25 protein-coding genes are annotated in these 22,056 nt (G+C 52.4%); 23 read left to right on the top strand and 2 right to left on the bottom strand.

Annotated elements, in window-relative coordinates; translation table 11 throughout:
- Positions 1-14 precede the first annotated feature (14 nt).
- The 23 genes from K7P01_RS05780 to K7P01_RS05670 all read left to right on the top strand — a co-directional run bounded on the left by K7P01_RS05780 (position 15) and on the right by K7P01_RS05670 (position 20,414).
- Positions 15-527 (top strand): ExbD/TolR family protein, encoded by a 513-nt coding sequence (locus K7P01_RS05780; protein ID WP_267290802.1) that lies wholly within the window; start codon positions 15-17, stop codon positions 525-527.
- Positions 524-1,330, top strand: a complete 807-nt coding sequence (locus K7P01_RS05775; RefSeq protein ID WP_267290800.1) for an energy transducer TonB — start codon at positions 524-526, stop codon at positions 1,328-1,330. The genes K7P01_RS05780 and K7P01_RS05775 overlap by 4 nt, the downstream gene beginning before the upstream one ends.
- A gap of 2 nt (positions 1,331-1,332) precedes the next feature.
- Entirely contained in the window at positions 1,333-1,560 is a 228-nt protein-coding gene (locus K7P01_RS05770) for a hypothetical protein (RefSeq protein ID WP_267290798.1), read from the top strand.
- A 3-nt stretch (positions 1,561-1,563) separates the two neighbouring features.
- Positions 1,564-2,502 (top strand): PstS family phosphate ABC transporter substrate-binding protein, encoded by a 939-nt coding sequence (locus K7P01_RS05765; RefSeq protein ID WP_267290796.1) that lies wholly within the window; start codon positions 1,564-1,566, stop codon positions 2,500-2,502.
- A 96-nt stretch (positions 2,503-2,598) separates the two neighbouring features.
- On the top strand, positions 2,599-4,224 hold the full coding sequence (locus K7P01_RS05760; RefSeq protein WP_267290794.1) for a tetratricopeptide repeat protein: 1,626 nt from the start codon (positions 2,599-2,601) through the stop codon (positions 4,222-4,224).
- A gap of 146 nt (positions 4,225-4,370) precedes the next feature.
- Positions 4,371-5,084: a MotA/TolQ/ExbB proton channel family protein gene (locus K7P01_RS05755; protein WP_267290792.1), complete on the top strand. Its 714-nt coding sequence runs from the start codon at positions 4,371-4,373 to the stop codon at positions 5,082-5,084.
- Positions 5,081-5,479 (top strand): ExbD/TolR family protein, encoded by a 399-nt coding sequence (locus tag K7P01_RS05750; RefSeq protein ID WP_254085830.1) that lies wholly within the window; start codon positions 5,081-5,083, stop codon positions 5,477-5,479. Before K7P01_RS05755 ends, K7P01_RS05750 begins: the two co-directional genes overlap by 4 nt.
- A gap of 271 nt (positions 5,480-5,750) precedes the next feature.
- Positions 5,751-6,122, top strand: coding sequence for an NADH-quinone oxidoreductase subunit A (locus K7P01_RS05745; protein ID WP_267290789.1), 372 nt, complete (start codon positions 5,751-5,753; stop codon positions 6,120-6,122).
- Between the two features lie 12 nt (positions 6,123-6,134).
- Positions 6,135-6,692 carry an NADH-quinone oxidoreductase subunit B gene (locus K7P01_RS05740; RefSeq protein WP_254085828.1) on the top strand — a complete coding sequence of 186 codons (558 nt, stop codon included), beginning with the start codon at positions 6,135-6,137 and terminating at the stop codon, positions 6,690-6,692.
- A 54-nt stretch (positions 6,693-6,746) separates the two neighbouring features.
- Positions 6,747-7,250 (top strand): NADH-quinone oxidoreductase subunit C, encoded by a 504-nt coding sequence (locus tag K7P01_RS05735; RefSeq protein ID WP_267290785.1) that lies wholly within the window; start codon positions 6,747-6,749, stop codon positions 7,248-7,250.
- A 14-nt stretch (positions 7,251-7,264) separates the two neighbouring features.
- Positions 7,265-8,485 (top strand): NADH-quinone oxidoreductase subunit D, encoded by a 1,221-nt coding sequence (locus K7P01_RS05730; RefSeq protein ID WP_267290782.1) that lies wholly within the window; start codon positions 7,265-7,267, stop codon positions 8,483-8,485.
- 47 nt (positions 8,486-8,532) lie between these two features.
- Positions 8,533-9,066, top strand: coding sequence for an NADH-quinone oxidoreductase subunit NuoE (gene nuoE / locus K7P01_RS05725; RefSeq protein WP_267290780.1), 534 nt, complete (start codon positions 8,533-8,535; stop codon positions 9,064-9,066).
- A gap of 2 nt (positions 9,067-9,068) precedes the next feature.
- Positions 9,069-10,427 (top strand): NADH-quinone oxidoreductase subunit NuoF, encoded by a 1,359-nt coding sequence (gene nuoF / locus K7P01_RS05720; RefSeq protein WP_267290778.1) that lies wholly within the window; start codon positions 9,069-9,071, stop codon positions 10,425-10,427.
- Between the two features lie 28 nt (positions 10,428-10,455).
- Positions 10,456-11,454: a 2Fe-2S iron-sulfur cluster-binding protein gene (locus tag K7P01_RS05715; protein ID WP_267290776.1), complete on the top strand. Its 999-nt coding sequence runs from the start codon at positions 10,456-10,458 to the stop codon at positions 11,452-11,454.
- A 4-nt stretch (positions 11,455-11,458) separates the two neighbouring features.
- Positions 11,459-12,511 (top strand): NADH-quinone oxidoreductase subunit NuoH, encoded by a 1,053-nt coding sequence (gene nuoH, locus K7P01_RS05710; protein WP_267290774.1) that lies wholly within the window; start codon positions 11,459-11,461, stop codon positions 12,509-12,511.
- 40 nt (positions 12,512-12,551) lie between these two features.
- Complete coding sequence (locus tag K7P01_RS05705) at positions 12,552-13,118, top strand: NuoI/complex I 23 kDa subunit family protein (protein WP_267292368.1); 567 nt, start codon at positions 12,552-12,554, stop codon at positions 13,116-13,118.
- Positions 13,119-13,130: 12 nt separating this feature from the next.
- On the top strand, positions 13,131-13,637 hold the full coding sequence (locus K7P01_RS05700; protein WP_267290772.1) for an NADH-quinone oxidoreductase subunit J family protein: 507 nt from the start codon (positions 13,131-13,133) through the stop codon (positions 13,635-13,637).
- Between the two features lie 33 nt (positions 13,638-13,670).
- Positions 13,671-13,979 carry an NADH-quinone oxidoreductase subunit NuoK gene (gene nuoK / locus K7P01_RS05695; RefSeq protein ID WP_267290770.1) on the top strand — a complete coding sequence of 103 codons (309 nt, stop codon included), beginning with the start codon at positions 13,671-13,673 and terminating at the stop codon, positions 13,977-13,979.
- A 2-nt stretch (positions 13,980-13,981) separates the two neighbouring features.
- The gene (gene nuoL, locus K7P01_RS05690; RefSeq protein ID WP_267290768.1) at positions 13,982-15,886 is read left to right on the top strand and encodes an NADH-quinone oxidoreductase subunit L; all 1,905 of its coding nucleotides are present in this window, start codon (positions 13,982-13,984) and stop codon (positions 15,884-15,886) included.
- A gap of 18 nt (positions 15,887-15,904) precedes the next feature.
- Positions 15,905-17,380, top strand: a complete 1,476-nt coding sequence (locus tag K7P01_RS05685) for a complex I subunit 4 family protein (protein WP_267290766.1) — start codon at positions 15,905-15,907, stop codon at positions 17,378-17,380.
- A gap of 1 nt (position 17,381) precedes the next feature.
- Complete coding sequence (locus tag K7P01_RS05680; protein WP_267290764.1) at positions 17,382-18,767, top strand: NADH-quinone oxidoreductase subunit N; 1,386 nt, start codon at positions 17,382-17,384, stop codon at positions 18,765-18,767.
- Between the two features lie 116 nt (positions 18,768-18,883).
- The gene (locus tag K7P01_RS05675) at positions 18,884-19,321 is read left to right on the top strand and encodes a CBS domain-containing protein (RefSeq protein ID WP_267290762.1); all 438 of its coding nucleotides are present in this window, start codon (positions 18,884-18,886) and stop codon (positions 19,319-19,321) included.
- A 400-nt stretch (positions 19,322-19,721) separates the two neighbouring features.
- Positions 19,722-20,414, top strand: a complete 693-nt coding sequence (locus K7P01_RS05670; protein WP_254085815.1) for an NUDIX hydrolase — start codon at positions 19,722-19,724, stop codon at positions 20,412-20,414.
- Between the two features lie 81 nt (positions 20,415-20,495).
- On the opposite strand, the gene K7P01_RS05665 is transcribed toward K7P01_RS05670, so the two are convergent.
- A complete protein-coding gene (locus K7P01_RS05665) occupies positions 20,496-21,137 on the bottom strand; it encodes an MgtC/SapB family protein (RefSeq protein ID WP_267290758.1) in 642 nt (213 codons plus the stop codon).
- Between the two features lie 91 nt (positions 21,138-21,228).
- Positions 21,229-22,047: a head GIN domain-containing protein gene (locus tag K7P01_RS05660; RefSeq protein ID WP_267290756.1), complete on the bottom strand. Its 819-nt coding sequence runs from the start codon at positions 22,045-22,047 to the stop codon at positions 21,229-21,231.
- Between the last annotated feature and the right edge of the window lie 9 nt (positions 22,048-22,056).

Here is a 22,056-nt window from a genome sequence, read left to right as displayed (position 1 = left end):
TTCAAAAAGAAGCAATGGCAGAAATACAACAAGGTGGTGGTGGAGGTAAGAAAGGCGGTAAGGTCCGGGCCAAGAAAATGTCGACGAAAATCGACATGACACCAATGGTGGATCTTGCCTTCTTGTTGCTTACTTTCTTCATGCTGACCACAACGTTCAGTAAGCCTCAGACGATGGAGATTACCATGCCTGAGAAACCAAAAGAGGAGGACAAACTCCCCGAAGTAAACGAGAAGAAAGTCGTGACGTTGATCCTGGGCGCCAATGATAAAATTTATTGGTATCACGGTATCACAGATCCAAAAGTGGAAGTCACCGACTTCTCAGCGAATGGCATCCGCAAAATATTGTTGAAGCAAGCCGCCGAAATTCCCGGTATGATCCTGTTGATCAAGCCCGGTGATGACTCACGCTACAAAAACATGGTGGACATTCTCGACGAGATGAACATCACGAACATGCAGCGTTACGCGTTGGTGAAGATCACAGATACGGATAAAGAGTTGGTAAAAGAATCGAATTTATGAAAGCAGAACAATTGACCCCGCAGCGGTGGGAAGACATCGTCTTCGAATACCGCAACAAGGATTACGGAGCGTACGAGAACCGCCGTTCGTATTCCAAGCATGTCCTGCTGGCAGCGATTATTACACTGATTACGGCTGCGCTGGTATTGGCGTACCCGAAAATTGTAGAACTGTTCGAATCACAAAGCGAGGAGGTTATACCCGTGTTGAAGACGGTAAAATACACCGATCTGGCACCGCCGCCGCCGATTCAGAACACACCGCCGCCGCCGCAGGTGAACATACCGCCCCCGGTAAAGACCATTATTAAATATCTCCCGCCCAAGGTGACCGATAAGGAAATCGTGGAAGAGGAGGAGATGCCTACGATCGAAGAAATTAAAGTAAACGAAGTAGGTTCGGAGAACATTGAAGGCGACGCAACAGACGTCGTGTTTGATGAGCCCGTGAAAGAGGTGGTAGCCGATGCGGGCAACGACGACGATAAGATCTTTACCGTCGTAGAGCAGCAAGCGGAGTACCCCGGGGGTATGGCAGAGATGATGAAGTTCCTGCAGAAGAACGTGAAGTATCCTGCGGCAGCGCGCCGGATGGGTATTGAAGGTTCGGTATTCGTGAGCTTTGTGGTCGACAAAGAAGGAAAAATTAGCGATCCACAGATCGTAAAAGGTATCAGCGCCGACTGTGACAGGGAAGCGATGCGCGTGGTGCAGCTGATGCCGCCCTGGAAGCCTGGTAAGCAAAATGGTAGATCGGTTAAATCCCGCTTCGTATTGCCGATCAAGTTTAAGCTGGCAACCTAGTTATGAAGATGGAATCTGACGAGTACAAAACAACCGGCCTTGAGGCAGTTGTGAAGTATTTGGGAGCAATCATGGCACTGGCCTATATCGGGATCGGTGCCATGTTCATCGCCCGGTCTGAGACGGTGTTCCACGTTCCCGGGGAATACGCTATGCCCTTAGGTATCCTGCTGATAGCGTATGGCCTATTCCGGGGGTATAAGGTGTACCAACGGTTTTTTCAGAAATAAAACATGAAGATCTTATTTCATAGTTTATTAATCACCTTGTGTTTATTGGCAGCCTGTACGGGGCGTGACAAGAAGGGACGACCTCTTGACACGCCCACGTCCGGCTCCATTCGCATTGCCGTGGACGAGTCACTCAAGCCTCTGCTCGACACGGAAGTCGATACTTTTACGGGGCTTTATCAACGGGCGCACATCGAGGTGACGTACGCCTCGGAACAAGAGGCGATCCGCCAGTTATTATTGGACAGTGTGCGGTTGGTTGTTATTACCCGCAAGCTGCTTCCTGAAGAAATTGAAACCCTGGCCCAGCAGGCGCTCAAGCCGCACCAGGTAACGGTCGCGCGCGAGGGCATTGCCCTGGTGATGAACCGGACACGTACCGATAGTGTTCTGTCGGTAGAACAACTTGGCAAAATGTTGAAAGGCGACATTGCCAATTGGAGTCAGCTAAGTCCAAAAGGCCCTGCTGGTCCACTCGAAATTGTCTTTGACCAACCGACCTCGGGCATCTTGCGATACCTGAAGGATTCGTTGAAAATCGATACACTACCGAAGAACTGTTTTGCAGTGAACGACAATCCGTCGGTTATTCAGCATGTAGCGTCGCGGCCGAATGCGATTGGATTAATAGGTGGTACGTGGATTAGCGACAGCGACGATTCTACCGCCAATGCCTTTTTGAATACGGTGCGCATTGCGGCGCTGTCGCGGCAAACGGGGGGGGAGAGCTTCCAGCCCTTCCAGGCCTATATTGCGCAAAACAAATATCCGCTGATCCGTGAGATTACAGTCGTTAGCAGGGAGGGCCGTACCGGGCTGGGAAGTGGCCTCCTGGCATTTATTGCTGGGGAAAAAGGTCAACGGATTGTGTTAAAATCGGGCTTAGTTCCGGTGACCATGCCGATCCGGATTGTGGAAATCAATCGCCAACCGTTAAATTAGCAGTTTGCAGGGGCTTTTCCGCAATTGACCGGCGCGTTGCTAGAGTATGGCACCGTGTTTGTTTTACAATAAACCTAAACTTTATACTTATAACACATGAAAGAAGTCAGTAAAGGAGCATGGAACGTAGGGAAAATGCTCATGTTCTTCCTTTCTTGTGCGGCCTCGGTAGCGGTAGCACAGGAAAACCCCGCGATCAAGCAAGCTGCTTATTTGATTGAGACCGATCAGCCCACGAAAGCCGTGGCGACACTCCAGGCTGCTGTAACAGCCAGCCCCCAGGACGCAGCCTTGCTGTATTACTTAGGACACGCCCAGATTAAAAATAACGAGAAGGCTAAAGCTGAGATCAACTTTCAAAAAGGTACTGAGCTTGACCCGAAGAACGGTTTGAACTTTGCCGGCAAAGGCCAGCTGCGCATGCTGGACAACCAGGCAGCAGAAGCCAAGCTGGCATTTGACGAAGCGCTGAAGGTATCGAAATCGAAGGATGATGCGGTATTGAAGGCCGTAGCCGAAGGCTACCTGCTGGGTGACAAGATGGCGAAAGACGCTCTCCTCATCCTGGAGAAAGTAAAAGGTAAGGACGTTGACGCTGCCGTGCTGAAAGGTGACGCCTACCTGAAGCTGAATGACGGTGGTAAATCGGTGAGTAGCTACGAAGACGGTGCTACGTATGACCCGAAGCGCGCGCTGCCCCACTATAAAGTAGGTCTTGTGTACCTGCGTTCAAAAAACTACGACGTGGCCGAGCAGAACTTTAAGAAGGCGTTGGAAGTAGATCCTAAATATACGTTGGCATATAAGGAGCTGGGTGAGCTGTATTATCAGTCACGCCGTGCGCCGGAAGCTGTAAAGGCTTACGAAGGTTACCTGGGCCTGACCGAGAAACCGGAAGCTGCCAAACTGCGCTATGCGTTCTACCTGTTCATGGCGAAGGATTACAAGCGTGCTAACCCGATCTTCGAAGAGCTGTCGAAGCGTTCTGATGCAACGTCGACGGTATTTAAGTACAAAGCCTATTCCCTGGTAGAATCCGGTGAGCTGGCGGCTAGCCACGCTGCATTCGATGCGTACTTTGCAAAGGCTACAAAAGAAGAGATCCAGGCGGGCGACTATGAATATATCGCAAAGGCCCTGCAGAAAGAAGGTAACGACTCTGTTGCCGTAGAAAACTACCAAAAGGCTTTCGAGCTGGAGAAGAAAGAAGAGTATGCGTCGCAAATCGCAGATATCCAGTTCAAGCGCAAGAAATATGCGGAGGCTGCAGCAGCCTACAAACAGCTGGAAGCGATCAAGCCAAAGCTGTCGTCGCCCGAGCTTTATAACTTCGGCCGTTCGTATTACTTCACCGATCAGTTTCAACAAGCCGACTCGGTTTTCCAGAAGCTAATTACGTTGCAACCGGCCATGACGTTAGGCTACCTGTGGCAGGCACGTTCGATCGCGGCGCAAGACCCCGAGACGAACGGCAAGATTCAGGGCACTGCGAAGCCGTATTTCGAGAAAGTGATTGAAGTAGGTCTGACACGTGCTGACAAAAGCAAGAACGACCTGATCGAAGCATACTCGTACCTGGGGTACTATCACTTCCTGCGCAATGAGATCTCGACCTCGAAAGGCTTCTGGGAGAAGGTGTTGGCGATCGACCCGAACGATGCCCGTGCGAAGGAGATCCTCAAGGCCATGAATGCCCCGGCTCCGAAGCCCAGACAAGGTTAATCGACACGAATACACATACAGGCAGAAGGCTTCAGGCCTTCTGCCTTCTTTTTTAATCCGGGCGCGTATAAAGCGCCATTAATGGTAGTCGTTCACAATATTATTGCTACTATTACCATTAAGTAATAAACCATTTACAGGACGGCATGCTGACAACGATCTTTTCGATCCTTCTGCAGATCACAACCCCGACAACGACTCCGACCGACACGCCGGTCGAAACACTTCCCGCACCAGCTGAGTCCCTCTCTCTTTTTGACATGGTCACGAAGGGCGGGGTGATTATGATCCCGATTGCCCTGCTGGGATTTATCGCCACCTATTTCTTTATTGAACGGTGGCTGTACCTGCGCCAGGTGACGCGTGAGAAGAAGGAGTTCCTGTCGTCGATAAAACAATATTTGAAGGCCGGCGACATCAAGGGGGCACGGATGTATGCCTCGCAAGACGGTTCGGCTACGGGCAAGATCATCCAGGTAGGGGTGGAGCACATCGGCAAGCCGATGAAAGAGATCGAGAGCCTCATGGAGTCGGCCGCCAACATCGAGGTGGCGGAAATGGAGCGTAACATGGGCTACCTGGGCATTATTGCCGGTGTGGCGCCGATGCTGGGCTTTATCGGAACCATCGGCGGCATCATCCGCATCTTCTACGACATTTCACAGACCGACAATATCACGATCGGCATCATTGCCGGCGGTCTGTATGAAAAGATGATCACCAGCGGCGCGGGTCTGTTCGTGGGCGTAATTTCCTACTGCGCATACCATATTTTACAGCAGCGTGTGAATGTGTTTACGCTGAAGATGCAGAAAGACGTATTTGAGTTTATGCGTTCCATCTTAACACCCCAGCAATGAAAATCCGCCACCGGAAACAGTTTGCTGCCGAGGTATCAACCTCCTCCCTGAACGACATCATGTTCTTTCTGTTGTTGTTCTTTTTGATTATTTCAACCGTTACCAACCCCGCTGTGATCAAGGTAGCGTTGCCTAAATCAGACACCAAGCAGAGTGTAAACCGGAATCCGATCACGCTCACGGTGACGGAGGACAAACGTTATTTCATCAACCGTAACCAGGTTCCATTCAGCCAGCTGGAGTCAGCTTTGTTGAAGGAGGCTGGCGGTGAGGAGGACCCTACCGTTGTGGTGCATATCCCTGCGGGCTCGTCGGTGCAAGACCTCGTGGATGTTGTGCAGATTGGCGCACGCAATAAAATCCGCATGGTATTGGCGACAAAAAAGCCTGACTAGCACCATGCGCTATACTCGTACACGTCTTTACGTACGTAATCTTCGCGATATTTTTTCCTGACTTCGTGTGCATCGCATAGAATGATTCTAAACTAATCATTGTTCTATAGCTACATGCGCGTTGTTTTGACGCGCTTCTCTAATTTGCGCGCAGTTGAACGAATCCCTGTAAGATTTGTTCTCAGAATGCTCCCAAAACGCTCAAATTATTGCGCAACGCATGATGGGATTTGCGGGATAAAAACGAACTTTGCACCCGTCAAACACGCTTATGGAGAACGTAGCAATCGAACAATATCTGCCCATCGGGTTGATGTTTCTTTTTGCCCTGGGCTTTGTGGTAGTCACGATGGCCGCCACGCACCTGTTGGGTCCTAAACGCAAGTCGAAGGTGAAGCTCGAAGCATTCGAGTGTGGTATCGAGTCAAAGGGCAACGCCCGGATACCGTTTAACATCAAGTACTTTTTGATTGCGATTCTCTTTGTTTTGTTTGACGTGGAGGTAATCTTCATGTACCCATGGGCTGTGAACTTCAAACATCTCGGTCTGATGGGCTTCGTTGAAATGGTCACCTTCATGGCGCTTTTGCTAGTAGGTTTCTTCTATCTCCTGAAGAAGGGTGCTTTGAAGTGGGAAGAATAAAAACAGTGAGTGATGGAAACAGCAACAGGATCAACGATTGCCGTAGCGCCCAAGCCGGAAGGCATTGAGGGTGCTGGTTTTTTTGCCACCAGCCTGGATAAAGTCGTAGGACTTGCCCGCAAGAACTCGATCTGGCCCTTGCCGTTCGCGACGTCTTGCTGCGGTATTGAATTCATGGCCACGATGGCGTCACATTACGATCTGGCTCGCTTTGGGTCGGAGCGTTTGAGCTTCTCGCCCCGCCAGGCGGATTTGTTGATGGTGATGGGCACGATTGCCAAAAAGATGGGCCCCATCTTACGGCAGGTGTACGAGCAGATGGCCGAGCCCCGCTGGGTAATTTCTGTGGGTGCGTGTGCCTCGAGCGGTGGTATATTCGATACCTACAGCGTGCTGCAGGGTATCGACCGCATCATACCGGTTGACGTGTATGTACCCGGTTGCCCCCCGCGTCCGGAGCAAATCATCGACGGCATTCTGAAGATTCAGCACCTGGTGGAAACCGAGTCGACGCGCCGCCGCGATTCGCCTGAATACAAGGCGATGCTGAACAAATACGGAATAGAATAATCAGTCCTGGGTCTGTGACCCGAGATGTACGTCTTATACAACTGAATTTTATTAATGGAAGGTTCTGCCCAGGAAAAAACCATCGGTATCCTGAAGGAAAAATATGAAGACCAGATTCTTCATATTGACACACCGTACGATTTTCTAACGGTCTCCCTAAAGGCCGAAAAGATCATTGAGATCATTCAGCACCTCTACCACCACCCGGAGGGCAAATTCCAATACCTCACGACGCTCTGCGGCATTCACTATCCCGATCTACAGCAGATCGCGGTGATGTATCAGGTGCATAGCCTGACGACCAACAACCGTGTACGCCTGAAAGTATTTCTGCCGGAAGCGAACCCGGTGGTGCCGACGCTGACCACGGTCTTCTCGGCGGCCAACTGGCTGGAGCGCGAAACCTACGATTACTTCGGGGTGATCTTCCAGGGGCATCCCAACCTGAAGCGCATCCTGAACGTGGACGATATGATCATATTCCCCATGCGCAAGGAGTATCCGCTGGAAGACCAGACGCGCGAAGACAAGAACGATTCAATGTTTGGAAGAGAATAGCAGACGCCTGAATTATGCAAGACAATCAACCGGCCACCGACGCACTTATTAAGCCAGAAGAGAAACAATATTCTTATCTGAACCTGGGGCCGGCGCACCCGGCCACACACGGTATTTTCCAGAACGTTTTGAAGATGGACGGCGAGATCATTATCGACTCCGAGCCGACCGTAGGCTACATCCACCGCGCGTTCGAAAAGCTGGCAGAACGCCGTCCGTTCTATCAGATCACGCCCATCACCGACCGTCTCAACTATTGCTCGTCGCCCATCAACAACATGGGCTGGCACATGACGGTGGAGAAGCTGCTGGGCATCGAGATTCCCAAGCGTGTGCAGTACATGCGCGTGATCATTATGGAGCTGGCCCGTTTGGCCGACCACATCATTTGTAATACCATCATCGGTCAGGACACCGGCGCGACGACAGGTTTTCTGTACCTGTTCCAGATGCGCGAGCGCATTTACGAGATTTATGAAGAGATCTGCGGTGCGCGTCTGACGACCAACATTGGTCGCATCGGCGGGTTGGAGCGCGACTTCTCCCCCAAGTGCTGGGACAAAATCAACAAGTTTGTTGCGGACTTCCCGGCGAAGTTCACGGAGTTTTCAAACCTGCTGGAACGCAACCGGATCTTTATGGACCGCACGATCAACTGCGGCCCGATTACGGCAGAGCGTGCGTTGAACTATAGCTTCTCCGGTCCCAACCTTCGGGCTGCGGGCGTGGACTACGACGTGCGTGCCATGAACCCATATTCGTCGTACGAAGAATTTGACTTTATCATTCCGGTAGGTACCAACGGCGATACGTATGATCGCTTCATGGTGCGCCAGGAGGAAATGTGGCAGAGCTTGAGCATCATTAAGCAGGCGATCGAAAAGATCAAGAAAGAACCTGCTGGCGTATACAGCGCCAAAGTGCCGGAGTACTGCCTGCCGCCGAAGGAAGAAGTATATAACGACATGGAAGCGCTGATCTACCACTTCAAGATCGTGATGGGCGAGACCGAGGTTCCGAAAGGAGAGGTGTACCATTGCGTGGAAGGTGGCAACGGCGAACTGGGCTTTTACCTGATCAGCGACGGTGGACGTACGCCGTTCCGGTTACAGTTCCGTCGCCCGTGCTTCATTTATTATCAGGCATACCCGGAGATGATCAGAGGTTCGATGCTGTCGGATGCGGTTATTACGATGAGTAGTATGAACGTCATTGCCGGCGAGCTGGATGCGTAAGCGGCCCAGATAGAATTTATACCGAGAGAGAAACGATTTAACGGATCATGAGCAAAGTAGAATTTTCACCCGATACGCTGGCCCTTGCACAGCGCATCATCAAGCGATATCCGGAGGGCAGGCAGAAGTCGGCGTTGTTGCCGCTGCTGCACGTGGCGCAGGCGGAGTTCGACGGCTGGCTCAGCCCGGAGACGATGGACTACGTTGCGTCTTTGCTGAACATCAAGCCGATTGAAGTATACGAAGTGGCTTCGTTCTACACCATGTATAACCTGAAGCCGGTGGGTAAATGCCTGATCGAAGTTTGCCGTACGGGCCCTTGCTGGCTGCGCGGCGCCGACGACATCGTCGAGCACTTTGAGAAGAAGCTGGGCATTAAAGAAGGCGAAACAACCGCCGACGGTGTGTTTACACTGAAGACGGTGGAGTGCCTCGGCTCATGTGGTACGGCCCCGATGCTGCAATGCGGCTCGGATTATTATGAGAACCTGACGACCGAGAAGGTCGATACGCTGATAGAGAAACTGCGCGCTTCGGGCAACCGCAGCACGTATATGAAATCGAACATGCAGGAGCTATAGCCATGGGAAGACAAATACTTTTAGAACACATCAATGTTCCGGGCATCAATACCTTTGACGTGTACCGGAAGCACGGCGGCTATGCTTCCGTGGAGAAGGCGCTGAAGACCATGACGCCCGACGAGGTGACGGAGGAAGTGAAGAAGTCTGGCCTGCGCGGCCGGGGTGGCGCCGGTTTCCCGGCAGGTATGAAGTGGAGCTTCCTGGACCGCAAGTCTGAAAAGCCCCGCTACCTGGTGTGCAATGCCGACGAGTCTGAGCCGGGCACCTTTAAGGACCGCTACCTGATGGAGCGGATTCCGCACGTGCTGATCGAAGGCATGATCACATCCAGCTATGCGCTGGGCGCGAAGACCTCGTACATCTATGTGCGCGGTGAATATATGTATGTAATCCGTATCCTGGAGCAAGCCATTCAAGAGGCCTATGCAAAAGGATTTCTCGGTAAAAATATCCTGGGCACCGACTATTCGCTGGACCTGTACGTACAGCCCGGTGGTGGTGCCTATATCTGTGGTGAAGAAACAGCGCTGTTGGAGTCGCTGGAAGGCAAGCGCGGCAATCCGCGTCTGAAACCGCCGTTCCCGGCGGTGGCGGGTCTGTACGCTTCGCCTACGGTAGTAAACAACGTCGAAACCATTGCTGCGGTCTGCTCGATCGTCAACCTGGGTGGCGACGAATATGCGAAGATCGGGATCGGCAAGAGCACGGGAACCAAGTTGATCTCGGCCAGCGGGCACATCAACAAGCCCGGTGTATATGAGATCGAGCTCGGCCTGCCGGTAGAAGAATTTATATACTCCGATCAATACTGCGGTGGTATTTGGAAAGGCCGTAAGATGAAGGCTGTCGTGGCGGGTGGATCATCCGTACCGATCCTGCCGACGGAGCTGATCCTGAAGACCGCCAAAGGCGAGCCGCGCCTGATGACGTATGAGTCGTTGTCAGACGGTGGATTTGTGTCGGGTACCATGTTGGGCTCGGGTGGCTTTATCGTGATGGATGAGACATCCTGCATCGTGCGCAACCTGTGGACGTTCACGCGCTTTTATCACCACGAGTCGTGCGGGCAGTGCAGCCCGTGCCGTGAGGGTACCGGTTGGATGGAGAAGGTGCTGCACCGCATTGAGCACGGTCATGGCCACGAAGGCGACATCGACCTGCTGGTGGACGTAGCCAAGAAGATTGAAGGAAACACCATTTGCCCGTTGGGCGATGCGGCTGCCTGGCCGGTAGCCAGCGCGATACGCCACTTCCGCGAGGAGTTCGAGTATCACGTGCGGTACCCGGAGAAGGTGAAGAACCCGAAACACTTCGAGCTGGAGCCGTTTGTACCGGCATCGGCATTGGCGACGGTATAATTTAACAGGATTAAAAAAGTTTAGCGACATGGCTAAAGTAACAATAGATGGCATTGAAGTAGAAGTGGCAGATGGTACCACGATTTTGAACGCCGCCCGTCAGATCGGTGGCGAAGTGGTTCCTCCGGCCATGTGTTACTATTCGACGTTGAAAGATACCGGCGGCAAGTGCCGCGTGTGCCTGGTGAAGGTAACACAGGGCTCTGCGAAAGATCCGCGCCCTATGCCGAAGCTGGTGGCCTCGTGCCGCACGCCGGTCATGGATGGCATGGTGGTACAAAACATCACTTCGCCGGAAGTACTGGAAGCACGCAAAGGTGTAGTAGAGTTTCTGCTGTTGAACCACCCGCTGGATTGCCCCGTGTGTGATCAGGCCGGCGAGTGCGACCTGCAGAACTTGTCGTACGAGCACGGCGTGGGCAAGACCCGCTATGAAGAAGACCGTCGCACGTTCGAGAAGATCGACATCGGCGATAAGATCAAGCTGCACATGACGCGCTGCATTCTGTGCTACCGCTGTACGTTCGTAGCCGACCAGCTGACCAATGAGCGTGTGCACGGTGTATTGAACCGCGGCGATGCTTCGGAGATCAGCACGTATATTGAGAAAGCTGTCGACAACGACTTCTCGGGCAACATGATCGACGTGTGCCCGGTAGGCGCGCTGACGGATAAGACCTTCCGCTTTAAGAGCCGTGTATGGTTTACCAAGCCCCTGGATGCGCACCGCAATTGCGACAAGTGCTGTGGCAAGGTAGTGTTATGGACGAAAGGTGACGACGTGCTGCGTGTGTCGGCCCGCAAGGATCAATTCAATGAAGTAAAAGAGTATATCTGCAACGAGTGCCGCTACGATCACAAGGACATGAAGGACTGGACGGTCGAAGGGCCGCGTCACATTGACCGTCACTCGGTTATTTCGCAGAACCACTACGAGAAGATCGATATGCAAAAGCTGAAGCTGGACATCGACCGTCAGCTGACGTTCCAGAAAGGAAAGCAATTACCCGAAACTACTAACTCATAAGGATATGGATTTTATCATGTATAAGCTGATCCTCGTGGGAGTTGTATTTGGTGTAACCCTATTCGTGGCGGCGTACTCTACGTACGCCGAGCGCAAGGTTGCGGCCTTTTTGCAAGATCGCATTGGTCCGGATCGTGCGGGTCCGTTCGGGATTCTGCAGCCACTGGCGGATGGATTGAAGTTTATTTATAAAGAAGAGATTATCCCGGTGGTATCCAACCGGTTCCTGTTCGTACTTGGACCGTGTATTGCCATGATGACGGCCATGATGGCGGGGGTGTTGATTCCGTGGGGCGATACGCTGGTGTTTGGTGACAACGTATACGCGCTGCAGATCGCTGACCTGAACGTCGGGATTCTGTATGTGTTTGGCGTGGTGTCGATCGGTGTATATGGTATAATGATCGGGGGCTGGGCCTCTAACAATAAGTTCTCGTTGCTGGGTGCGATCCGTGCTTCGGCGCAGATGATCAGCTATGAGATTGCCATGGGGCTTTCGATCATCGCGTTGGTGCTGGTGACCGGGACGTTGAGCCTGGGCGAGATCTCGGCGCAGCAAACGGGTGGTGTAGGCGGCGAGTGGCATTTCTGGAATGTGGTATACCAGCCGCTCGGATTTTTGATCTTTATCATCTGTGCGTTTGCCGAGTGTAACCGCACGCCCTTTGACTTGCCGGAGTGTGAAACGGAATTGATCGGGGGTTATCACACGGAATATAGCTCGATGAAACTGGGCTTCTACCTCTTTGCCGAATACATCAACATGTTTGTATCGGCGGCGGTGATCTCTACGCTGTACTTCGGCGGTTACAACTTCCCGTTCATGAATGATCTGGGGCTGGACCACAATACGATCTCTATTATCGGCGTGCTGGTGCTGATATCAAAAGTGTGTTTCTTCATTTTCTTCTTTATGTGGATTCGCTGGACGATCCCGCGCTTCCGCTACGACCAGCTGATGAACCTGGGCTGGAAAGTGCTGATCCCGTTGTCGATCTTTAACATCTTTATTACCGGCCTCGTGATATTGATTAAGAACAACAACTGGACCTGGTAGGCAGATACTACAAAACGAAAAAAAACGGACACAAGGTATAATCATGTTAACGAACCGATCCAAGCTTGTTTCAAATAAGAAGATGACCTTCGCGGAGAAGATCTATCTGCCGGCGCTGTTGAGCGGTGTGGTGATCACTATTCGCCACTTGTTCAAAAAGGGTGCGACGGTGCGCTATCCGGAGACGAAGCGCCCCATCGCTGAGATATGGCGTGGGCAGCACGTGTTAAAGCGTGACGACAAGGGGGCCGAGCGTTGTACGGCGTGCGGTCTATGCGCGGTAGCGTGTCCGGCAGAAGCCATTACCATGACGGCGGCAGAACGCAAGAAGGGTGAGGAAAACTTGTATCGCGAGGAGAAATACGCCGCCACGTACGAGATCAATATGCTGCGCTGCATCTTCTGCGGCTTGTGCGAAGAGGCTTGTCCGAAAGAGGCGATCTTTTTGACAGACCGCATTGTGTCGACGGACTATGGCCGGGGTGAGTTTATTTATGGAAAAGACAAGCTGGTGGAAAAGGTCGATGAGCGCATCGACGTGTCGGTACGCCAAACGCAGAACGTACTGGAGTTTAAACAACAGAAACGACTGAGTCATAACAAATAAATCAACTTCGCAGTGCTGAACGTTTTTTACTTTCTTTCATTTTTGGCGGTGCTCTCGGCCATCATGGTGGTTGTTTCCAAGAGCCCGGTACACAGTGTACTTTACCTGATTATTACCTTCTTTACGATCGCGGGGCATTATGTGCTGTTGAATGCCGAGTTCCTGTTTATTGTACACATCATTGTGTACGCCGGCGCGATCATGGTGTTATTCCTGTATGTGATCATGATGCTCAACCTCAACATCGAGATGGAGCCACACAAGAGCACGATGCTGAAATTTGCGGCCACGATTTGCGCAGGGCTGCTGTTGATCGTGCTGGTGGGTTCGCTGAAGGGTACGGAGGCGCTGCCGGCCAGTGCGGTAGCCGACCCGGACCTGGGGTCTGTGCAGCGACTGGGCAAAGTCATGTTTGATGAGTTCCTGTTGCCCTTTGAGATTTCGTCGGTGTTGCTGCTCGCCGCGATGGTGGGTGCCGTGATGCTGGGCAAATCCGAAAAGGCTAACGATATACTGTAACATCGATCGAAATTTTAGACTACTACAACAACGATGAATGCTCTTCCGATAGATTATTATGTCTGGCTTTCTGCCACGCTGTTCACCATTGGGGTGCTCGGCGTGCTGTACCGCAGAAACGCGATCATCATTTTTATGTGTATCGAGTTGATGCTTAACGCCGTCAATCTTTTGCTGGTGGCATTCTCCGCCCGGCTCAACGACCCATCGGGTCAGGTATTTGTGTTTTTTATCATGGCGGTTGCCGCGGCGGAAGTAGCCGTGGGCCTTGCCATCCTGGTGACGATGTATCGTGCCACCCGCAGTACAGATATTAATATTTTGAATCGCTTAAAATGGTAAGTATGAAGACGCTGGTGAGCCTGGTACCGTTGTTCCCGCTGCTGGGCTTTCTGATCGTAGCGCTGAACGTCCGCAAGCTAACACATGGCGTGACTGCCTTTATCGCCTGCGGCGCGGTGCTGATTTCGTTTATTCTTTCGATTGTATTGTTTACCCATTTGCTGGGATTGCCGGTGGATCAACGTGTACTGGAAGTTACGTTGTTCGATTGGATCAAGGCCGGCAACTTCTCGACGTCGATCAGTTTCCTGGTGGATCCGCTGTCGTCGTTGTTTCTGTTGATCATTACCGGCGTGGGTTTCCTGATTCACGTATATTCTATCGGGTACATGCACGATGATGCCGGCTTTAACCGCTTCTTCTCGTACCTGAACCTGTTCGTATTCTTTATGTTGCTGCTCGTGATGGGCGCCAACTACCTGCTGATGTTTGTCGGCTGGGAAGGGGTGGGGCTTTGCTCGTACCTGCTGATCGGCTTCTGGTTTAAGAACCAGGCGTATAACAATGCCGCCAATAAAGCCTTTATCATGAACCGGATTGGTGACCTGGGCATGCTGCTCGGGGTCATCCTGATCTTTGTATACTTTGGCAGTATTCAATACACGGACGTATTCGCGAAAGCGACCACGATCGACACGGGCACACTGACGTTGATCACGATGCTGCTGTTTGTCGGTGCCATGGGTAAGAGCGCGCAGTTGCCGCTGTACACCTGGCTGCCCGACGCGATGGCGGGTCCGACACCGGTGTCGGCGTTGATTCACGCGGCGACCATGGTGACGGCCGGTATCTATATGATCGCCCGTAACAATCTGCTTTATTCGCTGTCGCCGGCTACCCTGGAGGTTGTGATGATCGTTGGTGTTTTAACGGCCATCTTTGCCGCGACCATTGCGGTGAAGCAAAACGATATTAAGAAAGTACTGGCATACTCGACCGTCAGCCAGTTGGGGCTGATGTTCCTGGCGTTGGGCCTGGGCTCGTTCACGAGCGGGATTTTCCACATGGCGACACACGCATTCTTTAAGGCGTTGTTGTTCCTCGGCGCAGGTAGCGTGATTCACGCCCTCGGGGGTGAACAGGATATTCGCAAGATGGGCGGCTTGAAGAAATACCTGCCGGTTACATTCCTGACTTTCCTGGTCGGCGTATTGGCGATCTCGGGTATCCCGCCGTTTGCCGGCTTCTTCTCGAAAGATGAAATTTTGGCCGCAGCGTATCTGCATAATCCGGTCGTTTACGGGCTGGCCTTATTTGCTTCGCTGCTTACCGTGTTCTATATGTTCCGCATGTTCTTCCTGACCTTCTTTGGTAAGGAGCGTGCCGGGCACGACGTGATGCACCACATTCACGAGTCACCGATGAGCATCACCATTCCGCTGATGCTACTGGCGGTGCTGTCACTGGTGGGTGGTTTTATGGGCGTGCCGGAAGCACTGGGGGGCTCACATTGGCTGGCCTCGTACCTGGCACCGGTGTTTGCGCCGTCAGTTGCGGTAACCAGCGGGCATCATCACCTGAGCCACAGCACCGAATATGCGCTGATGGGTACCGTGGTAGCCTTGACGGTGGTACTGATCGTCTTCGCGTACATACGCTATGTAAAGGGCAACCGTGTGCCGGCGGCCGATACGCAGGTTGGCGGCGTGCAGAAGGTACTGGCGAACAAGTATTATGTGGATGAGATTTATCACGCGATTGTCGTGAAGCCTTTGTATTGGATCTCGGCTACGTTCGCCGATATCGTCGAGCGCCCGGGTGTCGATAAGATTGTAAACCTGATCGGTGGTAGTGTTGTGCCGGCCAGCCGCGGTGCGCGGTTGCTGCAGAACGGTAGCATTGGTTATTACATATTTGTGATGGTGATCGGCATTGTGCTGATCCTGGCCATGGGGATAATTCGCTAAATGATAATTTAAGAAGACATGTTTATAACGATATTCCTCGTATTCTTCCCGCTGCTCGTCGCCCTGTTACTGTTTGCGTTTAAGCCGGCACAGGCGAAGATGTTGGCGTTGGTGGCTTCCATCGTCGAGCTGGCGGTGTCGTTGTACCTGGCAGTGGTTTTTCCGAAGACGGATCTTGCGCAGTATGTAGTCGATATACCCTGGGTCCGCGCATTCGGGCTGCACTTTGCGGTAGGGATCGATGGGATCAGCTTGCTGCTGGTGCTGCTCACTACGTTGCTGGTGCCGTTTATCATTCTGTCGTCGTTTAATCGTACGATTGAAAAAGCCTCTACGTTCTATGGATTGATTCTGGTGATGCAGATGGCGCTGATCGGTGTGTTCTGCGCACTGGACGGTTTGCTGTTCTATCTCTTCTGGGAAGTCGCGCTGATTCCGATCTATTTCATCTGCCTGATCTGGGGTGGTGAAGACCGCGGCCGCATTACGTTTAAGTTCTTCGTTTATACGCTTGCGGGCTCGCTGTTTATGCTGGTGGCCCTGGTATATGTATACTTCCAAACACCGGGTACACACACTTTCGCGATCCAGGCGTTGTACGACGCCGGCCGTGCGCTGCCGGTGTATGAGCAAGGCCTGATCTTCTGGGCAATGTTTGTGGCCTTTGCGATTAAGATGCCGGTGTTCCCGTTCCACACGTGGCAGCCCGATACCTATACCGTAGCCCCCACACAGGGTACGATGCTGCTGTCGGGTATCATGCTGAAGATGGGGATTTACGGTGTGATCCGCTGGTTGTTGCCGCTGGTGCCGGCCGGTGTGGAGGCCTGGGGCTTTACGGCCGTGGTATTGTCGGTGATCGGCATTATCTACGCGTCGTGTATCGCCATTGTTCAAAAAGACTTTAAGCGCCTGATTGCGTATTCGTCGGTAGCCCACGTTGGGTTGATCTCGGCGGGTGCCTTTACGCTGAGCACGATTGGTGTGCAGGGCGCGATGATCCAGATGTTGAGCCACGGCATCGTGGTGTTCGCACTGTTCTATATTGTTGACATCATTTCACAGCGTACGCAGACACGCACGTTGTCGGCGCTGGGTGGTATTCGCACTGTTGCGCCGGTGCTGACTACCGTATTTGTGATCGTGATGCTGGGGAGTGTGGCACTGCCGTTTACCAGCGGGTTTGTGGGCGAGTTCCTGCTGATCAACTCGGTGTTCCAGTACCATGGCGTATTGGGCGCTGTTGCGGGCCTGACCATCATCCTGGGTGCGGTATATATGTTGCGTACGTTCCAGCAGAGCATGTCGGGCGAGACCAACACGGTGACGGCGGGCTTTGCCGACCTGACAGGCCAGGAGAAGCTGGTGCTGTATCCCATCGTATTGCTGATCCTGGTGATCGGTATTTATCCGGCGCCGTTGCTGGAGATCTCGGAACCGGCGGTGGCCAGCTTACTGAAAATTTATTCGAACCTTTCTGCATCCGTAAAGTAATATGAACGCATTGCTTGTTATCTGTGGCCTGAGTATCGTTTCGCTCCTTGCCGAAATCGCCAACTTCAAAAAGTGGCTGACGGCTATTGCCATCATCGGCCTGCTGGTGGCGACGGCTACACTCGCGCTGGAGTGGAATGGCGAAGTCGAGACATATTTCAGTCACATGCTGGTGTTTGACAATGTCGCACTGGCCTTTACGGGGCTGATTGCGGTGGTGTCCATCCTCTGGTTCTGGATGGCAAGCGACTACTTTCAAGCGCAGCCCCAGCACCGTACGGAACGCACGTCGCTGGTGATCTTCGCGATCGTCGGTGCCATCCTGATGGCTTCGTATAATAACATGGCGATGCTCTTCCTGGGCATCGAGATCTTGTCGCTGTCGCTGTATGTTTTGGCGGGCAGCAATAAAGAAAGTCTCTTATCGATCGAGGCGGCTTTCAAGTATTTCCTGATGGGTTCGTTCGCGACAGGCTTCCTCCTCATGGGCATTGCCCTGCTGTACGGCGCTACCGGATCGTTTGATATTGGTACGATTGCACTGTTTATCACCGAGCATAACCACGCATTACCGTCCTTCTTTTATGCGGGTGTGCTGTTGTTGCTGGTGGGGTTGGCGTTTAAGATCTCAGCGGTGCCCTTCCACTTCTGGGCTCCTGATGTTTACGGGGGCGCGCCCACGACGGTCACGGCGTTTATGTCTACCGTTGTGAAGATCGGCGCGTTGGCCGCGTTTTACCGCATGTTTTCGATTGGCCTGGTGGGGACCTACAGCACGTGGTCTACTATCTTGATGGTTATTACCGTGTTGACGCTGGTGCTGCCGAACATCACGGCGGTCTACCAATCACACGTGAAGCGGATTCTGGCATACTCCAGTGTGGGGCATGTAGGCTATATTTTGCTGGCCTTTACGGCCGATCCGACTGCGTCGTCGGGGGTGATCTTCTACTATCTGGCGTCGTATGCTGTATCGTCTATTGCTGCCTTTAGCGTGCTGCACCTGGTGGAAGGTAACAGCGAGTCGATCACGATTGAATATTTTAATGGCCTCTTCAAGCGCAATCCGCTGCTGGCCGTGGGACTGACGATTGCGTTGTTGTCGCTGGCGGGTATACCGCCCTTCCCTGGATTTTTTGGGAAGTACATGGTCTTCGCGCTGGCTATTGCGAAGGGCTACACACCGCTGGTGATCGTGGCGGTGGTGACCTCCCTGATAGGCGTGTATTATTATTTCCGCGTCATCATTGCGATGTACTTCCAGGCGCCGCAGCAGGCTACGCCGCTGCCGGTATCGGGCTCACAGCGTGCGCTCACCTTTGTATTAATCGTATTAAGTTTTGTATTGGGCATCTTCCCGGATGCGGTTCTTTCGCTGATCCAATAAGAAATCGCGGCTTTTCGCCGATTGTTGCGGTTCCGGTGCGTCATAGACGAGGCCGGAACCGCTTGTTTTTTTTAGCCAAAACGGTTATCTTCAATCGATTGCTAAACTTTTATAACATGGCGAAAGTACGAGACATTCTAGAAGTCAAAGGCTATGCTGTCTATTCAGTAGAGCCCACAGTTACTGTTTATCATGCCATTGAACGCATGTGTGAGAAGAATATCGGGGGGTTGGTCATTGTGGAAAACGGCAAAATGGTGGGGATCTTCACCGAGCGAGATTATGCCCGCAAGCTTATTTTGAAAGGCAAATCTTCGAAGGACACGCTGATCAACGAGCTCATGACCCAAAACGTCATCACGGTTACGCCGGAGACGACGATCGAGGAATGTATGTGGTTGATGAGCGACAAGAAGTTTCGCCATTTACCCGTCGTGAATGAGTACGACGACTTAGTCGGTGTGATCTCGATCAGCGACGTTGTGCGCAACATCATTAACGAGCAGAAGTCCATCATCCAACATCTGGAGCATTATATCACCGGCGCGCAATAGGCGGCCGGTTCGATGCGAAGTATACCTCGCCTTGCGTTACGTAGGTAGGTGTACGTAGGTAAAAGCAGTAGTTATATTTTTTCTGTGTATGCATGGTATAACAAGTTTATCATGCATTTTTTTATTTTACAGGTTGATGTGGAGGCGGTTGAACATTTTGTGAAAACATCCCGGTGCGTTTTATTGTTTTGAAGTCATCATGGTGTGCGGGTATCGCAGGGGTTTGCGCAAACTATATATATCGAAATGCGCACGCGGTGTTGCGGTAGTGATACGTAGATATACTGATACCGGGGGCGCCAACGGAAAATTTTAACAATTAAAATGACAATGCTTTGCCGATACCGTTGGTAAGTTTCTCCTAATTCAGCATATTTATATAGTAAAGACCCTCTACGTTATGGATATCATCACAAAGTACAACACACAAGACAGGCTACTCGTGGCAGTAGACTGCATCATTTTTGGATTTGACGGCCATCAGCTTAAGGCGTTGCTCGTCAAAAGGAACATCGATCCTGATCGAGGCAAATGGTCACTGATGGGTGGCTTTGTCAATCAGGACGAGAGTACCGATGAGGCGGCGCAGCGCGTGCTGCATGACCTCACCGGGTTGCAAACGACCTACATGGAGCAACTGTATTGCTTCAGCGGTGTAGACCGAGATCCGGCCAGCCGCGTCGTATCGATCGCGTATTTTGCGCTCATTAACATCAAAGATTATCAAGAGCGCTTGCACGACGACCACGAGGCACGTTGGTTCCCGCTAGACCAGATTCCAGACCTGGTGTTTGATCACACTGAAATGTTGCGCAAAGCAAAAGAGCGCTTGCAGCAGAAGGTGGCGAATCAGCCGATCGGGTTTGAGCTGCTTCCGGGTAAGTTTACACTGCCGCAGCTGCAGAACCTCTACGAGGCGATCTATGAGACACCGCTCGACAAGCGGAATTTCACGCGCAAGATCCTGTCGCTGGACATTCTCAACAAGCTCGAAGAAAAGGAAAAGGAATCGTCTCGCAAGGGCGCCTTTTACTATGTATTCGATCGCGACAAATTCTCCCGACTACACCAGGAAGGTGTAAAGTTCATTTAAGTTCGCGTGGGTTGTAAACCCACGTGACTTGTAACCAGTCCCGGCTTTGGTCGGGACTGGCTTCGTATTGCCTGTTCGTTATTAGTAGTCGTATGACTTCACGCGGGTGTCTTGCCGCAGGTGATCGTTTAGCGCATTGAGCTTTTCTTCGCGACCATTGATGCCGTAGGTAATAACGACAACAGTCTCGTCTTTGCTTTCGCGTTCCAGCTCGAAGTCAAGCTTGAGCTGCTTCAGCATGTCGTGTAGTGCGGGGCGAAAGCTGCCGTCGTCGTAATAGGCGATGCGATACGATCGTGACTGGTGGCGACGGGAAATGAAGATTTTTACCTTTTCGAATAAGGTCAATACGACGAGTGCAATGAGCGAACCGGCGATGGCGATGCCATACTCGCCGGCCCCTACGGCCATGCCCAGCGCGGCGGCGATCCAGATAGTGGTGGCGGTAGTGATACCGTTGATCGAGAGCCCGTCTTTAAAGATGACCCCTGCGCCCAGGAAGCCAACACCCGTGACGATGTTTGAAGCGATGCGGTCGGGTGAGCCCGCGCCGATGCGGATAGAGATTTCTGTAAAGATCGTCGAGCCGAGGCAGATGACGATCATCGTGCGGAGGCCGGCGGCCTTGCTGCGGTATTCCCGTTCCATACCAATGGCAGCACCTACCAGGAAGGACAGAAACAGGCGCAAGGCCATTTCGTCGCGAAAGTTGAATATATCCATAGGCTTGTATAGCGATAAAATAACATGCCTATAGCAATAAAAAAGGCGACCGTGCGGTCGCCTCTGGCGTATGCGGAAGGTGTAACTCAACCTACATCTTCCGAACTTTTCCGCTGCCAGCCGAGTGACTGTTCAGCTGCTTGGGATCGCCTTTGTAGAGTACGCTGCCGCTGCCGCTGATGCTGGCGTTGAGCGCTTCCTTTACATTGATCTCTGCGTCGCCCGAGCCTGATATTCTCACATCGCACGTGTTGGTTTCCAGGTTGGCTGCCAGTACGCGACCCGAGCCGCTGATGCTGGCCTTCACCGCATTGGCCGTGCCCGATGCCGAGATTCTGCCGGAGCCAGACACGCTGAAGTCAGCGAGACTCGCAACCTGTATGTCGGCATCTACCTGGCCTGATCCGCTCACGCGGCTTTCAAAGTTTTTGGCTTTACCCTTTACCACGATTCCACCCGAGCCTGATACGCTGGCTTCGGTGTTGCCGGTTGCTTCGATCTCGATCTTCATGGAGCCGGAGCCGCTGACCGACAGTTCGAGGCTCTCGCTGTGAATGCGGGTTTCGGCAATAAGATCGCCCGAGCCACCGACGTTCAATCCTTCTACCGTGGGCATGGTGATGTATACATTAATGCGGTCATCGTTCTTCCAGGTCCAGTTGTTCCATTTGCCGCGTTTGCCGATCACGAGGCGCGTGCCTTCTACGCTGGTCTCAATTTCCGCAAGCAGTTCCTGCTTGCCTTCCACTTCTACCTTGGGTGTGTTGCCCTGACGGAGGTATAATTTACCGGGCACACGAAACGCCACTTTGGTGAACGAGCCGGTGTTGCGGGTTTCGCGCGTCTGTGCGAAAACGGACGTTACGCTTACAAAAGCGATCAGCAGGAGCGAAGGGATTATATGTTTCATAGATGCTAA

Origin of the sequence: Parachryseolinea silvisoli, from assembly GCF_021190955.1 — a bacterium.
GTDB classification, from domain to species: domain Bacteria; phylum Bacteroidota; class Bacteroidia; order Cytophagales; family Cyclobacteriaceae; genus Ohtaekwangia; species Ohtaekwangia silvisoli.
Note: the sequence above shows the minus strand (reverse complement) of the source record. Positions and strands in the feature narration are given on the sequence as shown.

Bases quoted from the DNA above. Each gene is read 5' to 3' on its own strand.
- K7P01_RS05780 (WP_267290802.1), top strand. From the start codon at position 15: ATGGCAGAAATACAACAAGGTGGTGGTGGAGGTAAGAAAGGCGGTAAG.
- K7P01_RS05775 (WP_267290800.1), top strand. From the start codon at position 524: ATGAAAGCAGAACAATTGACCCCGCAGCGGTGGGAAGACATCGTCTTC.
- K7P01_RS05770 (WP_267290798.1), top strand. From the start codon at position 1,333: ATGAAGATGGAATCTGACGAGTACAAAACAACCGGCCTTGAGGCAGTT.
- K7P01_RS05765 (WP_267290796.1), top strand. From the start codon at position 1,564: ATGAAGATCTTATTTCATAGTTTATTAATCACCTTGTGTTTATTGGCA.
- K7P01_RS05760 (WP_267290794.1), top strand. From the start codon at position 2,599: ATGAAAGAAGTCAGTAAAGGAGCATGGAACGTAGGGAAAATGCTCATG.
- K7P01_RS05755 (WP_267290792.1), top strand. From the start codon at position 4,371: ATGCTGACAACGATCTTTTCGATCCTTCTGCAGATCACAACCCCGACA.
- K7P01_RS05750 (WP_254085830.1), top strand. From the start codon at position 5,081: ATGAAAATCCGCCACCGGAAACAGTTTGCTGCCGAGGTATCAACCTCC.
- K7P01_RS05745 (WP_267290789.1), top strand. From the start codon at position 5,751: ATGGAGAACGTAGCAATCGAACAATATCTGCCCATCGGGTTGATGTTT.
- K7P01_RS05740 (WP_254085828.1), top strand. From the start codon at position 6,135: ATGGAAACAGCAACAGGATCAACGATTGCCGTAGCGCCCAAGCCGGAA.
- K7P01_RS05735 (WP_267290785.1), top strand. From the start codon at position 6,747: ATGGAAGGTTCTGCCCAGGAAAAAACCATCGGTATCCTGAAGGAAAAA.
- K7P01_RS05730 (WP_267290782.1), top strand. From the start codon at position 7,265: ATGCAAGACAATCAACCGGCCACCGACGCACTTATTAAGCCAGAAGAG.
- nuoE (WP_267290780.1), top strand. From the start codon at position 8,533: ATGAGCAAAGTAGAATTTTCACCCGATACGCTGGCCCTTGCACAGCGC.
- nuoF (WP_267290778.1), top strand. From the start codon at position 9,069: ATGGGAAGACAAATACTTTTAGAACACATCAATGTTCCGGGCATCAAT.
- K7P01_RS05715 (WP_267290776.1), top strand. From the start codon at position 10,456: ATGGCTAAAGTAACAATAGATGGCATTGAAGTAGAAGTGGCAGATGGT.
- nuoH (WP_267290774.1), top strand. From the start codon at position 11,459: ATGGATTTTATCATGTATAAGCTGATCCTCGTGGGAGTTGTATTTGGT.
- nuoK (WP_267290770.1), top strand. From the start codon at position 13,671: ATGAATGCTCTTCCGATAGATTATTATGTCTGGCTTTCTGCCACGCTG.
- nuoL (WP_267290768.1), top strand. From the start codon at position 13,982: ATGAAGACGCTGGTGAGCCTGGTACCGTTGTTCCCGCTGCTGGGCTTT.
- K7P01_RS05685 (WP_267290766.1), top strand. From the start codon at position 15,905: ATGTTTATAACGATATTCCTCGTATTCTTCCCGCTGCTCGTCGCCCTG.
- K7P01_RS05680 (WP_267290764.1), top strand. From the start codon at position 17,382: ATGAACGCATTGCTTGTTATCTGTGGCCTGAGTATCGTTTCGCTCCTT.
- K7P01_RS05675 (WP_267290762.1), top strand. From the start codon at position 18,884: ATGGCGAAAGTACGAGACATTCTAGAAGTCAAAGGCTATGCTGTCTAT.
- K7P01_RS05670 (WP_254085815.1), top strand. From the start codon at position 19,722: ATGGATATCATCACAAAGTACAACACACAAGACAGGCTACTCGTGGCA.
- K7P01_RS05665 (WP_267290758.1), bottom strand. From the start codon at position 21,137: ATGGATATATTCAACTTTCGCGACGAAATGGCCTTGCGCCTGTTTCTG.
- K7P01_RS05660 (WP_267290756.1), bottom strand. From the start codon at position 22,047: ATGAAACATATAATCCCTTCGCTCCTGCTGATCGCTTTTGTAAGCGTA.